The 14,982-nt window shown below is 43.8% G+C and carries 9 protein-coding genes; 3 read left to right on the top strand and 6 right to left on the bottom strand.

Features of this window, described 5'->3' with window-relative positions; genetic code table 11:
* Window positions 1-81: 81 nt before the first annotated feature.
* Window positions 82-927, bottom strand: coding sequence for a prohibitin family protein (locus QUA07_RS11685; protein ID WP_333325142.1), 846 nt, complete (start codon window positions 925-927; stop codon window positions 82-84).
* 53 nt (window positions 928-980) lie between these two features.
* Window positions 981-2,183 (bottom strand): EAL domain-containing response regulator, encoded by a 1,203-nt coding sequence (locus QUA07_RS11680; protein WP_333325140.1) that lies wholly within the window; start codon window positions 2,181-2,183, stop codon window positions 981-983.
* A 420-nt stretch (window positions 2,184-2,603) separates the two neighbouring features.
* Between QUA07_RS11680 and QUA07_RS11675 the strand changes: the two genes are divergently transcribed.
* Window positions 2,604-3,119: a heme-binding protein gene (locus QUA07_RS11675; protein WP_333325136.1), complete on the top strand. Its 516-nt coding sequence runs from the start codon at window positions 2,604-2,606 to the stop codon at window positions 3,117-3,119.
* Here QUA07_RS11675 and QUA07_RS11670 read toward each other — a convergent pair.
* From QUA07_RS11670 to QUA07_RS11660, 3 genes are all read right to left on the bottom strand, one after another.
* Window positions 3,106-3,522, bottom strand: a complete 417-nt coding sequence (locus QUA07_RS11670) for a secondary thiamine-phosphate synthase enzyme YjbQ (protein WP_333325134.1) — start codon at window positions 3,520-3,522, stop codon at window positions 3,106-3,108. The two genes, QUA07_RS11675 and QUA07_RS11670, sit on opposite strands and share 14 nt — an antisense overlap.
* A gap of 103 nt (window positions 3,523-3,625) precedes the next feature.
* On the bottom strand, window positions 3,626-4,726 hold the full coding sequence (locus tag QUA07_RS11665) for a glycosyl transferase (RefSeq protein WP_333325131.1): 1,101 nt from the start codon (window positions 4,724-4,726) through the stop codon (window positions 3,626-3,628).
* 157 nt (window positions 4,727-4,883) lie between these two features.
* The gene (locus tag QUA07_RS11660) at window positions 4,884-5,897 is read right to left on the bottom strand and encodes a hypothetical protein (RefSeq protein ID WP_333325129.1); all 1,014 of its coding nucleotides are present in this window, start codon (window positions 5,895-5,897) and stop codon (window positions 4,884-4,886) included.
* Between the two features lie 122 nt (window positions 5,898-6,019).
* Here QUA07_RS11660 and QUA07_RS11655 point away from each other — a divergent pair, with 122 nt between their 5' ends.
* Window positions 6,020-6,586: a hypothetical protein gene (locus QUA07_RS11655; protein ID WP_333210154.1), complete on the top strand. Its 567-nt coding sequence runs from the start codon at window positions 6,020-6,022 to the stop codon at window positions 6,584-6,586.
* A 4-nt stretch (window positions 6,587-6,590) separates the two neighbouring features.
* On the opposite strand, the gene QUA07_RS11650 is transcribed toward QUA07_RS11655, so the two are convergent.
* The gene (locus QUA07_RS11650) at window positions 6,591-11,936 is read right to left on the bottom strand and encodes an AAA family ATPase (RefSeq protein ID WP_333325127.1); all 5,346 of its coding nucleotides are present in this window, start codon (window positions 11,934-11,936) and stop codon (window positions 6,591-6,593) included.
* Window positions 11,937-12,379: 443 nt separating this feature from the next.
* Between QUA07_RS11650 and QUA07_RS11645 the strand changes: the two genes are divergently transcribed.
* Window positions 12,380-14,848 (top strand): ATP-dependent Clp protease ATP-binding subunit, encoded by a 2,469-nt coding sequence (locus tag QUA07_RS11645; RefSeq protein WP_333325123.1) that lies wholly within the window; start codon window positions 12,380-12,382, stop codon window positions 14,846-14,848.
* Window positions 14,849-14,982: the final 134 nt, after the last annotated feature.

The following is a 14,982-nucleotide window of genomic DNA, read 5'->3' as shown; positions in this document are numbered from 1 at the left end:
TTTACCGACATCAAAAGCTAAACTCCGTGTATTTTCGTAAAGAAACCCGGTTTCTGGCTACCCCTGCGTCCAGGATTATAATTATCTCTCAACCAATTTCCTCAAGTCCAATAAATTTTTACCCCCATCACCAATAATCAGCGGCAATTTCCCATCCCATTTTTCTATAGCCTGCCTTTCCAAAAGTTCCGGAGTCAAATTGTCCCGCAGCAACCTTTGCACTTCGGCTTCTCCCTTGGCTAAATTCACCTTAGCGTCCGCCTGTTTTGCTGCTTTCAGCGCTAAAAACTCCCCTCTTTTTGCCTCCTGTTCGGCAATTTGTTTCGCCTCCACAGCCTCGCTAAACCGCTCAGAAAAGTGAACGTGTACTAAAGAAATATCGTCAACGGCAATGTGATATGTAACCAGCCTCAAGGTCAAAGAATCATCAACTGCGGCTTTAACTTCTCCCCGTTTAGTAATAATTTCTTCAGCGGTGTATTTAGCCATAACTGCTTTTAATACTTCTTCAACTGCCGGCTCGATAATGCGAGTCACGACTTCTTTTTCGTCACCTATTTGTTGAAAAATAGCATTGGCTTCTGCTGGGATAATATGCCAGTTGAGCGCTACATCCGTGAAAACATCTTGCAAATCTTTTGAGGAAGCTTCAGCGGAACTTTCCTGTTTTTGGATCCGGACGCTCAACTTTTTTACACTATAAACTGTGGGGAATATTACGTGAAGTCCTTCTCCGAGTACCTGTTCTTGCACTTTACCAAACTGCATCAGTACGCCCCGTTCTCCAGCATTGACTATGATAAAAAATTTGGACAAAATAGCTAAAAACACTATCACTATAGCTATTTGAACAGCTAGGTAAAAATCCTTGTTTTTTTTATGGCTTGATTTGAGTGAGTCAACGTTACTGCTGGATTCTAAAACCATATTCCACCCCGATCGCACTTAATTATCTGCTCAATATTGACTTAACCAATCTTCTATTTGCCTGCCATTAACAACTGTTCAAAATCCACTGCCGCCAAAGGAGGACTAAACAAATAGCCTTGCATTATATCGCACTTATAGCGCCAGAGAAAATCTTTTTCTGCTTCCGTCTCAACTCCTTCGGCAATTACCTCAAGACAGAGACTGTGCGCCATTTCAATAATAGCTTTCACAATCGCTGCATTTGTGCAACCATCAGTGATGTTGGTGATAAAACAGCGGTCTATTTTTAAAGTATCGAAGGGGTATTGTGTTAGATAGCTTAAAGAAGAATACCCAGTTCCGAAATCGTCAAGAGAGATACAAACTCCCAAATTTTTCAAGTGTTGCAAAGTCGCGATCGCACTTTCGGCATCTTCTACCATCAAACTTTCTGTCAGCTCTAATTCCAAACTGCTCGCTTGCAAACCAGTTTCTGCTAAAATTTGGGCAACTCTGCTGCTGAGATCCGGTTGGTGAAATTGGCGCGGCGACAGATTCACCGCTATCCGAAGCGAAAAACCAGCATTTTGCCAAACTTGCATTTGCTTGCAAGCTGTGTGCAAAACCCACTCCCCTAATTGTACAATGAAGCCAGTTTCTTCGGCATGGGGAATAAATTCTGCGGGCGAAATCAGCCCTTTTTCTGGATGTACCCAGCGCACTAAAGCTTCTGCGCTCATAATTTTACCTGTCTGGACATTGACTTGCGGCTGATAGTAAACTTGGAATTCTTCTCGTTCCAGTGCGTTGCACAAACAAGTTTTTATCTGCTCTAATTTGTCGGCGGTATTTTGGATAAATTCGCTGCTTTGCGATCGCAAAGTATTGTACTGTTCGGCGACAGCTTCTTGTTTTTTCAAGCGGCTCGATATCGCGCCCACAAGTTCAGCTTTACTAAAGGGTTTAGTCAGGTAATCATCTGCTCCCAATTCCATACCTTGCCGCATTTCAGAGCGATCGGCTTTACCGGTCAGAAAAACAAAAGGTACTGTAGCAGTAACAGGATTCGATCGCAAGGCCACCAGCACCCCATACCCGTCAAGTTCTGGCATCATCACGTCGCAAATAATCACGTCGGGAACATTTGACACCGCCGCAGATAAACCTTGCGATCCATTTTCTGCACCCGTCACGTCGAAACCTTCAGCTTTGAGGAGTTTGAGAATATTCTCGCGAATTACTTGCTCGTCCTCAATCACTAGAATCTTTTTCATACGTCATTCCCTGAAAGCGGTATAATTGATAGGCGTTACTGAACGCGATAAGCGTGGCAATAACTGAGAACGCACAGCTCGATCGACCAAACAGCAAAATGTTTTCCGACCCAAATAGCAAACGCCTGAAAAACGGTAATTTTTCAAGCACAACTAGATTAATGTTTCTGTGCTTAGTCAGTGCCGTCCGTATTATTACGAGGTTAATTAATAATCTCTCAACTAATTCTAGGCGATCGATAGTTAGCAGCGCCTTAAATAACTGCTAAACTAATTGTGCCACCTGAACGATTGTCTGCAAACAATCTCAGCCTATTTATACCAGTTGCCAAAAATAATGCAACTGCAAGCAAGTTCCAAACCCTTGCGGAGTCAGTCTTCCCCATTTTTCAATGTAAAATCTCAACTTTTAAATCTCAAATGGTATTACCTACTGGATTTCCTGAACCCGCACAGATTGGGGTCATAGAAGTTAAGCAATATCCTCAGTACCGCGCTGTCACCTACACCCACGCGGGCGATTTGCGACAAGCAACTGGCATCGCCTTCAATCCCTTATTTCAACACATCAGCAACAACCAAATAGCGATGACAACGCCAGTAGAAGCGCGCTACACGGAAACTTCCGGGCAAATCGATGCCGTTCCTCAAGCTGAAGTTTCGTTCCTCTATCCCGCACCAAATATCGCCCCCAGCAGCGTTAACTCCGCTGTAGAAGTTACGGATACTTCGCCCATGATGGTTGTCAGCATCGGCGTGGGCGGGGCTTACACTTGGGAAAGCTACGAAAATAACCTCCAGAAACTCAAAGATTGGCTTCAAGAACATCCTGAATACGAAATAGTCGGGCCACCGCGCCGCTTTTTTTACAATTCCCCGATGACGCCGGAAGCAACTAAAATCAGCGAGGTACAAATTCCGATCAAGTGCCGCTGACGTGAACAACTAATTCGCGAATGTGACCCCGCTGGCGATGTTCCCACAGGTAAATTCCCTGCCAAGTTCCTAACAGCAACCTGCCGCGGTCGATCGGGATTTGTTCAGAAGTATGAGTCAGCGCAGTGCGAATGTGGGCCGGCATATCGTCTGGGCCTTCCGCATCGTGAATGTAGCGATCGTCCTCCGGTACCAGTTTAGCCAAAAAGTTAGCCAAATCCTTAAGTACATCCGGGTCAGCATTTTCTTGAATCACCAAACTAGCAGAAGTATGGCGCAAAAATAAACTACAAAGTCCCGTTTTAATACCTGAATTCGCCACCACATCTTCTATCTTAGGAGTGATTTTGCCCAAAGATTTCCCTGTAGTTTGAATCTTGAGTATCTGTTGATAGTGATTCATTCGATTTTAGATTTTAGATTTTAGATTTTGGATGAGACTGATGCCAAACTCTTCTGTTGGCGGAGGTAGACTTTGTTTGTATAAGATCGATTTCTAATCGCACTTATGAAAAATAGTCTACAACAGCTTGGGCGATATCCTCCGTACCATTTTTATGCAATTTATCCGACAAACAGGGCGGATGCAGCGGTTGTCGCAAAAACTCCCAATCCCCCTCAAAAAACTCCGTCGCCGTCAAAATTTGATGTTCCGCATAATTTTGAATCCCTTCCAGCAACACCGCAGCTTCTGCAAAACCTTCTCTCATTATAGAAACAACAGGTATTTCCAAGCGCAAAGCTTCCGCAAAAGTGCTGTATCCCGGTTTAGAAACTAACAGCCCGCAGACAGGCATAATATCAACCGGACGCGGTAAAATCGGGAGAGATTTTGCAAACTCCTGATTTTTGACTTTAATCAAATTCGGCAAATCGGGAGATCCCGCATCAAAAGTAATAAATTGCCAGTCGCTAAATTGCTGTAAATTTTGATAAGGAATTTCCTCTAAACCCAATCCGCCGAAAGTCAGCAATACAGTTTTTTCCAGCGGTGCTTCGATGCCGAATACTTCCCGAATTTTTTCGTTACTGTAGCGAGGATTGCCACCAGTCAAGCCCACATCTTGAATATTTGGGAAAGCTGCCATCGGTTCGTGCAAAGGAAGACGAAAAAGCCGATCGCACATTCCGAAACACTCACCAATCCAATCTGCCATTTCTGCAAATTCCCCGCCCCAATCGCGATAGATAAAATCCCACCCAAAATTGCTCATCATCCAGCAAGGAACCCCAGCCGCTGCCGCCATTCGCGTTGCCAAAGGAGGAATATCTGCCAGCACCAAACCCACCCGATTTTGCTTAATAAAATTAACTTCGCTGGCAATTAGGGAATTTTGCTTTTTCCGAATTTCCCGTAATTTTTGCAGTGTCGCGTCTTTATCCATATTCAAACTGTCAGCTTGCACCACACCCACATCAAAAGCACGGGGACGGTGGATAAAGTCGCCACTAATATAAGATTCTAGCAGCCAGCGAGGAGCTGTTGTTGTGATAATTAGTAAAATCTCTGGATTTAATTCTTGAATTTTTGCAGCTACGGAGGAGACTCGGACAGCGTGGCCGAATCCGTGATTTGTGATGGCAATATATAATGTTGGTCGAGACATTTATAATAGGGAATGGGGAATGGGGAATGGGGAATTGGGCATCGGGAATTGCGAATTGGAGGTAGAGACTGGAAGTCAACAAGGCCCAGCTTCAAGCGACGCACAACCAACAATGACACAATTAATAACTAATGACTATCGAATATGCAAGAACTCATCAATCGCGCGCGCCCTCAGACCAAACAGGCAATTGATTAATTTTGTCCAGCGTTATATCTACATACTTTTTACCATCCGCTGCTAGATTTTCCCCAAAATATCCCTCATCGCCGTCGTGCTTGTGAGGGCCGCTCACAGCTTCTGCATAGCGGCCTTGCAAACGAGCTTGGTTGAAAGGAGAAGTCGCGTACCAGTACCAGCGACTGGGAAAAACTATGCCGCCGATATCCTCAATTGAATCGCGAGTGCCGCGAAAGTGGAAAATGCGATCGGCTTCTGCAAAACCATTTTCTCCCGAAAAAACCCCCCCAACCGAAACAACCGTAATTTCTGCCTTCAGCCATTCTTTAAGATAGCGAGTAGCACCCAAAGCAACTTGTGCGCCGCCGCTAGTGCCAATTAAAATAACTTTCACCGGTTGTTGAGACTTAACTGAAAAGGGAGATTGAGCATTCATCCTCTCGATAATTACATTAGCTATTCCCTGATTGTATGCAAAGCCGTAGCGATAATCTAGAGAAATTGCAAACCTCCAGAGATTGCGAATTTTAATGAATATATTCCCCGCAATCGGCCCTTTTTTTGCCTGTTCTGCAAACCGCCAAAAAGGAGCTAGCCAGCGCTCTCCTCCTAAACTTTTGTTAGAAACTGAGTAAGGAAAAACATCGCCCACTGCTACGCACTGCGGGTGACTTTTAACTAAACGCTTGAGAAACAACTCTTCACCAGGGGTTAATTCGTCCCCCGAAAAATCGCCAACTCCCGGTAAAAAAATGATATAACAATTTATCTGCGAAGACTTACGCGCTTCTAGATTGCCCTTCTTAGATGGCAATATCTCCGGTGGATTTTTCTTGATACCAAAAGTTTCGGCACTTTGATTCAGCCACCATATAACAGTCCCCACCGGCGAAAGAATGCCCCAAATTATCAAAATTACACCTGCGATCAGCAACAAGTTTAAACTTCCCCCGCGCAGCCATGCAAGTATCCGTAAAATCAATCTTAGCATTTAATAAAATCTGGTAGAATGCCAATTAATTACTTAATTACCTAGAAATAGTTCGGTGATTCTGCTGTATTAGAGCTTATTTTGTACAAGTTGTCAACTATCTTGAGGAGCAGGAGTTCAACGTGAAGGGAGAAGATTCAATTGCAGGTTTGGGCGCAACGCTTTGGAACGCACTTTCTTTGAACGGCAACTTTTACGAAAAAACTCCCTACACTCGCAGAACTAAGCGAATAGCTTTAACAATTGTAATTTTAGCTGCGCTGTCCCGCGTGTTGGGCAGTTCTGTCATCTTGTTAATCAACCGAACTGAGCTATCAATATTATTTCTAGGACTTTTCATAGAGGGTTTGGCAGTCGCGGGGGGTTATTATTTTTGGACTTTCACTATCTTTAAAATCGGGGAGTGGCTGAAACCGGGTCACGTAACTTATCGGGAGCTGCTGGTTCCAATCGGATTTGCCTACGCCCCCCAAGTTCTGAGTTTCTTAACCTTAATTCCCTTGCTGGGAGAAGGAATAGAGCGCATATTAGTTGTCTGGAGTTTGCTAGCTGTAATTGTCGCGGTTCGGCAAGGTTTGGATATTCAAACTCGCTGGGCGGTGTTAATTTGTCTGGTGGGTTGGCCATTGATTCAACTTGCGATCGGCTTTGTGGAAGTATTTGAGCAGTTGCTGTCACGATGGCTTTAATTAATCAATACGGCAGCAGTATAGTAAACTCGCTGCCCTCTCCAGGTTCCGACTTGCAAATTAACTTTCCTCCATGCTGTTCTACCACAATTTGATAACTGATAGACAATCCTAAACCAGTCCCCTTACCTATCGGTTTAGTAGTAAAAAACGGATCGAATATTTTACCCCGCACCTCCGAATTCATCCCCACACCATTATCAACAATGCGAATCGCTACTTGATTTCCTTCCGCGACTTCAGTGCAAATCTGAATTGTAGGAGTGTGTTTCGAGTCAACTTCACTCCCTCTTTCGCGACAAAAAGCATCAATCGCATTGGTCAGGACATTCATAAATACCTGATTAACTTCTCCCGGATAGCAGTTAACTAAAGGCAAATTGTCGTACTTCTTGATCACTTGAATATTAAGTAATTTGTGATCCAAAATCATCAAGGTGCTGTCCATACCTTCGTGGATATTAACCCATTTTCTATCAGATTCATCTAGCCGAGAAAAGTTTCGCAGCGACAGCACAATATCGCGAACTCTCGCAGCGCCCACTCTCATTGAATCTATCATTTTAGTGAAATCATTCATTAAAAAATCTAAATCTATTTGCTCTGTTTCATTTACTATTTCTAGCACGGGATTGGGGTAATTTTTTTGGTATAAACGTAGTATATTTAGTAAGTTTTCAGCGTATTCATTGGTGTAATATAAATTTCCATAAATAAAGTTAATCGGGTTATTAATTTCGTGAGCCACTCCCCCGACAACTTGCCCTAAACTGGACATTTTTTCACTTTGAATTAGCTGCAATTGAGTGTGGCGAAGTTCTTCTAATGCAGTATGCAAATTCTCAGTTCTTTGGGCTACTCGCGTTTCCAGAATACTATAAAAACGAGCATTTTCTAGAGAAATAGCGGCTTGTGCAGACAGGATTCCCAAAATTTCTAGCCTGTCGCTAGTAAAAGCACCTTTGGTTAAATTATTTTCTAAGTAAAAAATTCCCGTAAGGTTGCCTTGATGGATAATTGGCAATACTAGGATAGATAGGGGTTGATTGACCGCAATATAAGGGTCAAATTGGAATTGCTCGGATCGGGTAGCATCATCTAAAACCAAGTATTTTTGGGTTCTTTCTACATAGTTAATCAAGGAAATTGGGAGGATATCCGATTCGGCAATCGGGAGAGATGGTAACACGGTTAGATCATTAAACTGATCGGTAAGTCCAGCTTCTATGAATAATTGATTACCTGTCTTGGCAAGAAATAATACTTTTTGAGCGCCTGCGTTTTCCTTTACAAGCTGTACGAGTTTCTCTAGCAATCGGCTGAGAATAATTTCGCTCGAAACAGCTTGTGATGCTTTGACAACTGTTGAAAAATCCAGCACCAAACTATTGTTCATAGTAGTTTGGGCAGTGCTGATAACATTTTTATGTATTGGGTCTTGATGGCGCTCAACTAAATAATGATAACGGGATTCTAAGTCTTTAACTTTGGCTGTAGATCCCCAGCGGATGTAAGCATAATAAGCTTTGGTCAGATAAGCTCGAGCACTTATCTCTTTATCCAAAGATAGATAAAACTCTCCCGCTAATTCATAAGCTAATGCTTCTTCGTGGATGTAACCGTTAGCAGCAGCTCCTTTAATAGCTAAGTCATAATAATCCATTGCGGCAAGTTTATCGTTGACAACTCGCGCTTTTTCTGCTTCGACTAACTCGTACTTATGCTGATAATTCATGGGTGCATGGCAGGCCCACTTTTTCATAATTTGCTGATTAGAGTTAACAATAGCTAGGTATGCTTCTTGATTGTCACTGTCAGGATAGTGAGCGAGGAGAGCCAGCGAATAGTAGAAATTGTGTATCCCAACAGTGATTAAGCCGATCGCCCCATCTGCGTATTCTACCGCTAATTTACCGCTGGCCACAGCCGCAGCATAATCTTTCAATAAATAAAGCAGCATCAATTTAGCAACATAAGCTGCAAACAGCGACATTCGATTATTTTCTTTCTGCCAACGGGACATCACAGCAGGTTCATCCAACCTGCCGCTAACTAATCGTACTTGCTCTGATGTTTTGCTTCTTAAGCTTGAAGCAGTTACTTGCCAAATTTGAGCATAACCCATGGCAAATTCGTGTTTATTTTTTTGCAAAAACTCCATACAAACGCTTTGTTTTTCTTCGACATATTCTAACTGTTCTCCCACTAACACTAAATTAGTAATATAGTGCATAAAATTATAAACCGCCCATTCTAAATCACCATTTTCTACACCAGATTTCATCCCTTCTAGAAATGAATTAAGTGTATTTTTACTAGACTCTTTCCAGATTCTTATATGAGCATTAAACATTACATAAACCTTAGCTTTCTGTTGGCTAGCATTAAATTGTTCTAGTAGCTTTAAAGCGATTAATCCAGCGTAGTAGCCTGCTTCGATGTCGCCTTCGATGCCGCACAGAATCATTCCATAAAGAGTATAGGGAAAAGTAGCTAATGCTGAATGACCGTGATCGATACAAAGATTGACCATAGTCAAGACGAGGGAGGACACAATTTCAGGTTTGGCAATATAAGCAGGAGGATAGAGGGCTGTCAGGATTTCCATAGCTGCCAGTAGATATGGATCTGTCATAACTGGCAGGTTTTCTAATTCCTCAATTCGTGGCAATTTTGGCACTGCAATGGTTTCGTTGTCTAATAGGTTGAGTCCCAGCATTTCCAGCACTTCTAGACCTGTTTCAACAGCTTTTAGCATCTGGCTTTGAGCCTGATAAAATAGGATCTTGAGCTGATACACTTTCACTATGTCAAGCTGGTTTTTAGCCGATCGCAAAACCACTTCCGCCAAATTTTCTGCTTGCTCGAAGTTGGTGTTTAAATATTCCGCTTCCAGCGTCTCTACATACAACCGCAGGGTCATGCTATAGTTGCGATCCCAGCTATCAGGTGCTAATAACGACATTCCCGCATTCAAATACTTAACAGCGGGTTCGTAAGCATTAGCTGCTTTTGCCTTATGTCCCGCGATTAAATTTAATCCTGCTAACTCATCTTTTTCTGATTGCAGGCTGAGACAATCAATTCCTACATTCAACTGGTTGATAATATCAAAAATTTTCTCTTCTACTTTATCAGCGGGCGTATTTTTAAGTAGCAATTTACCGATGCTAAGATGAGTGGCTTTCTTTTCACCATCAGGAATCAGCGAATATGCAGCTTGCTGGACGCGATCGTGCAAAAATTTATAGCTGACTCGCGAAGAATCGAAAGTTAAATTAGATCCTGCTTCTCCATCTAAAAATAAAGGAATGAGGTAACTCTCATTCAATGGAAGTATTAACCCAGCTTGCAAAGCATCCCAGAGTTCAGTCGCAGTGACTGATGGAGATTTTGCGTTAACAGTAGAGAGAACATCTAAAGTGAATTTGTCCCCCACACAAGCCGCCAATTTCAAAACTTGTTGTGTAGTCTCTGGCAATTGTTGAATCCGACTTGCTACCAGTTCAACTACACTCTTATCTGTGATGCCAATAGCCTGAATCTCCTCAATGTTCCACTGCCACTCCCCTTTTGTTCCGCTAGACAGCAGCCTGGTAAAGTCAAATCTCAAAAGTTTTTCTTGATAAAGACTGTTGAGCAATTGCGTCAAGAAAAAAGGATTTCCACCAGTCTTATTCCAAATTAACTCCGCTAAGGGGTGAATTGTTTCTGAGTCATTCAATGTCTCAGAAATTAACTCTGTCACCTGGGCTAAAGAAAGAGGTTCCAGCACTAAATTGTTGAGAATAATCCCCGTTTCTTGAAGGTACTCTACTGTCTGCATTAAAGGGTGTGTAGAGCTAACTTCATGGTCTCGATAGGCTCCAATTAATAGTAAATATCTGCTATCTGGGTCAGTAGCCAGCAATTCCATTAATTTCAAGGTCGCTGAATCTGACCACTGCAAGTCATCGATAAATATGACTAATGGATGCTCTTTTTGCGCGAATACGTGGATAAATTCTTTGAATAGCCTGTTAAAGCGGTTTTGTGCTTCTGTGGGGGCAAGTTCCGCAACGGCAGGCTGTTTGCCAATTACCAATTCTAGTTCGGGAATCACGTCAATAATTACTTGTCCGGCATCGCCTAGTGCGGCTAAAAGTTGATGTTGCCAATCTTGTAATTTTTCGTTATTTTCCGCAAGTAACTGCTGGATCAAAGATTGAAAAGCTTGAATTAAAGATGCGTAAGGTATATTCCGTTTGAATTGATCAAATTTACCAGAAATAAAATAGCCCCGCTGTCTGGTGATGGGTTTTTGAATTTCGTTGACTACTGCCGATTTGCCTATACCTGCATAACCCGACACTAGAATCACTTCAATTTGGGAAGGGGAAGAATTTTCCTTGCAAGGATTAGCTACACGTTCAAACGCTGCCAATAGTTGGCTGACTTGTGTTTCCCGACCGTACAATTTTTGAGGAATCAAGAACTGACTCAATATATCTAAGTTTCCGGGTGTAAAATCGACTATCTTGTCTGTAGTTTCTAACTGATGTAAACAAATTTCTAAATCTGCCAACAATCCGCCGGCTGTTTGATATCTATCTTCGGCATTTTTCGCCATTAATTTTATCACAATTTGTGAAATGGCTGGTGGAATGTCTGAATTAATTTGATGCGGTAAACTTGCTTGAGAAGCTATGTGACTGTAAACTATTTCTAAAGGGTCGTTGCTCATAAATGGCAATTGACCTGTCAGCATTTCATATAAAGTGATTCCGAGAGAATAAAAGTCTGTGCGGTAGTCGAGGGTGCGGTTCATTCTCCCGGTTTGTTCGGGAGACATATAAGCAAAAGTACCAACTAGCGAGGTAGTATTATTAATTTGGGGGTTTTCTTTAGACAATCGTGAAGCAATGCCGAAATCTGTCAGTTTAATAATTCCTGTTTGGCTGTTGATGATGATATTGCTAGGCTTAATATCTTTGTGAATTATTTTTGGAACGTGCAGATATTCTAAGGCTTTTATGAGTTGGATGCCAAACCTCAAACAGGTGATGACTTCGAGCTTTTGTCTGGACATCAGGCGATCGAGAGATTCGCCCTCAAAGTCTTCTAAAAGCAAGCCGAGACGGTTATCAAAGGTTTCTAGGCTAAGGACTTTAACTAGACCCGGATGGTCTAAATGTTGGCGAATGCGATACTCGTGCTTGATCCGGGTAATTGCATCAAGGGTGGGATATTCAGCTTTGAGGATTTTGAGTACAGTTGTCTCCTGCTGGGTGGGGATTTTTCCTCGATAAATAATTGTTTCGATACCTTCGTGGAGAGTAGAGTGGATTTGGTATTGCGAGAGAAATTGCATGGAGTTCTCCTCTGAGTTGGAAATATATCTGATTCGAGTCGCTGTTCGCTGTTGACTGTGGGCTGTTGGCTGACGGCACGACCACCCTCAACCGTGAAAAGTCTTGACATAGCAACTGTTATATGATTAATTCAACCATGTACTTAGGCCAACAAAAATCAAGCTTTATTTACTCGAACAAGAAGATAATTTATAGATAAAATGATAGTATTCATGGAATAAAGCCATTTTGCTACTATTATTCTCCATTAATATCCGATCGACAGCGGACGGCAACCACACCCCTACTATTCGGCTCTCCCCACTGTCCCTACCCCTTTAGCAAGATACATTGTTAAAGAAGGAAATACACAAAAATTTACATCTATAATTTGTGTAGTGTTCCAAATCGCTCCTCACCAGCAGCGATACAGCCCTCGCCAAGACAGTAGGATAGAAAAAATATGTTTGAACGCTTTACAGAACAAGCCATTAAAGCAATCATGCTAGCCCAAGAGGAAGCGCGACGCCTCGGTCACAATTTTGTAGGCACCGAGCAAATTCTTCTGGGACTCGTCGGCGAAGGCACTGGCATCGCTGCAAAAGTATTACTGGATATGGGCCTCAACTTGAAAGAGGCGCGCAATGAAATCGAAAATATCATCGGTAGAGGTTCTGGGTTCCTCCCGCCGGAAATTCCTTTTACGCCCCGCGTCAAGCGCATTTTTGAGACGGCGCTGAACGAAGCGCGGCAGTTAGGCCACAATTACATCGGCACCGAGCACATCCTGCTAGGGCTGATTCAGGACGATGAAGGGGTGGCGGCGAAGGTGCTGCAAAACTTGGGAATTGATCGCCAGAGAGTCCGCACACAGGTAATTCGTGCCGTGGGAGAAGTCGCGGCGGTACCTGGAGGTAGGGGAGATAGCGGCGATCGCAAAATCCCGACTTTAGAAGAATTTGGCACAAACTTGACCAAGTTAGCCGCAGCCGGCAAACTCGACCCCGTAGTAGGCCGCGAAAATGAAATCGAGCGCGTGATCCAAGTGCTCGGCCGCCGCACGAAGAACAATCCAGTGTTAGTAGGCGAACCGGGAGTCGGCAAAACAGCCCTCGCCGAAGGCCTAGCCCAGCGGATTGTTAATAGAAACGTCCCGGAAATTTTAGAAGACAAACAAGTAATCAGCCTCGATATGGGTTCGCTGATTGCTGGTACAAAGTTCCGAGGCGAATTTGAAGAACGGCTGACGAAAATCATGGCCGAAATTCGCGCTGCCGGCAACATCATTCTGGTAATCGATGAAATTCACACCTTAGTCGGTGCAGGCGCAATTCAAGGCAGCATGGATGCCTCCAATATGCTCAAACCAGCCCTTGCCAGAGGCGAATTGCAGTGTGTCGGCGCAACTACCTTGGACGAATATCGCAAACACATCGAGCGCGACGCTGCCTTAGAACGGCGCTTCCAACCGATCAAAGTTGGTGAACCGAGCGTGGCTGAAACAATAGAAATATTGTACGGCTTGCGATCGGCTTATGAACAGCATCACAGACTGACAATTTCCGACGCAGCTTTAGAAGCAGCAGCAACACTGTCAGACAGATACATTAATGATCGGTTTTTGCCAGACAAGGCGATCGACTTAATTGACGAAGCAGGTTCCCGCGTCCGCGTGATGAATTCACAAACCCCGCCCGAAGTTAAAGAACTCAAAAAGCAACTGCCAGCAGTAACAAAAGAAAAAGATGCAGCAGTGCGCGAGCAAGACTTCGACAAAGCTGGAAAATTGCGCGATCGCGAATTAGAAATTGAAGCCGAAATCGCCGAAGCTACGATCAACAAAAGCCAACTCAAAACCTCTCCTGTCGTCACCGAAGAAGACATCGCCCACATCGTGGCTAATTGGACGGGAGTACCAGTCAGCAAGCTGACAGAATCCGAATCGGAATTGCTGCTGCACATGGAAGACACCCTGCACCAGCGCTTGATCGGTCAAGAAGAAGCTGTCACCGCAGTTTCTCGGGCCATCCGCCGCGCGCGGGTAGGCTTGAAAAATCCGAATCGCCCGATCGCCAGTTTCATCTTTTCCGGCCCCACCGGCGTCGGCAAAACGGAACTTACAAAAGCCCTAGCAACTTATTTCTTCGGTTCCGAAGAAGCCATGATTCGGTTAGATATGTCCGAATTCATGGAACGCCACACGGTTTCCAAACTCATCGGTTCGCCTCCCGGTTACGTCGGCTACGATGAAGGCGGCCAACTAACAGAAGCAGTCCGGCGCCGTCCTTACACGGTCATCTTGTTCGACGAAATCGAAAAAGCTCACCCGGATGTCTTCAACATGATGCTGCAAATCTTAGAAGACGGCCGCTTGACGGATGCTAAAGGTCGGACAGTAGACTTTAAGAATACACTGCTGATCATGACCTCCAACATCGGTTCGCGAGTGATTGAAAAAGGTGGTGGCGGTCTTGGTTTCGAGTTTACTGAAAGTGCCGCAGACGCGCAGTACAACCGAGTTCGCAGCTTGGTAAACGAAGAACTGAAACAGTTTTTCCGTCCCGAATTTATCAACCGCTTGGATGAGATTATCGTGTTCCGCCAGTTGAACAGGGAAGAAGTCAAGCAGATTGCGGACATTATGTTGCAGCAAGTCTTCAGCCGCTTAACCGAACAGGGTATTACTTTGTCGGTGACAGAACGGTTCAAGGACTTGTTAGTTACAGAAGGCTACAATCCCAGCTACGGTGCTCGACCTTTGCGCCGCGCCATCATGCGGTTGTTGGAAGATGTACTGGCTGAGGAAATGCTGTCTGGCAAGCTGAAAGACGGCCAAAAGGCGATCGTGGATGTGGATGAAAACGGTCAGGTTAAGGTAGTGCCCGATGGTTCATCTGAGCCGAAATTGCCCGAATTTGCATTGAGCCATTAATCGGCTCTAAAAACGGATAAATACTGTTGATTAAAAACCCGGTTTCTTAGAGAAACCGGGTTTTTAATTAAATAAAACCAGTTAAAAAAAAGCAACTTTAGGCAAGCTCCAAATCCTTATATAAGTCATTCCCC

Source organism: Microcoleus sp. T3_A4 (genome assembly GCF_036700465.1).
In the GTDB taxonomy this organism is placed as follows: domain Bacteria; phylum Cyanobacteriota; class Cyanobacteriia; order Cyanobacteriales; family Microcoleaceae; genus Microcoleus.
This window is presented reverse-complemented; position numbering and strand designations above follow the sequence as displayed.

What these genes read in the sequence shown, in the direction of transcription:
- QUA07_RS11685 (WP_333325142.1), bottom strand. Translation starts at nt 927, where the DNA reads ATGGTTTTAGAATCCAGCAGTAACGTTGACTCACTCAAATCAAGCCAT.
- QUA07_RS11680 (WP_333325140.1), bottom strand. Translation starts at nt 2,183, where the DNA reads ATGAAAAAGATTCTAGTGATTGAGGACGAGCAAGTAATTCGCGAGAAT.
- QUA07_RS11675 (WP_333325136.1), top strand. Translation starts at nt 2,604, where the DNA reads ATGGTATTACCTACTGGATTTCCTGAACCCGCACAGATTGGGGTCATA.
- QUA07_RS11670 (WP_333325134.1), bottom strand. Translation starts at nt 3,522, where the DNA reads ATGAATCACTATCAACAGATACTCAAGATTCAAACTACAGGGAAATCT.
- QUA07_RS11665 (WP_333325131.1), bottom strand. Translation starts at nt 4,726, where the DNA reads ATGTCTCGACCAACATTATATATTGCCATCACAAATCACGGATTCGGC.
- QUA07_RS11660 (WP_333325129.1), bottom strand. Translation starts at nt 5,897, where the DNA reads ATGCTAAGATTGATTTTACGGATACTTGCATGGCTGCGCGGGGGAAGT.
- QUA07_RS11650 (WP_333325127.1), bottom strand. Translation starts at nt 11,936, where the DNA reads ATGCAATTTCTCTCGCAATACCAAATCCACTCTACTCTCCACGAAGGT.
- QUA07_RS11645 (WP_333325123.1), top strand. Translation starts at nt 12,380, where the DNA reads ATGTTTGAACGCTTTACAGAACAAGCCATTAAAGCAATCATGCTAGCC.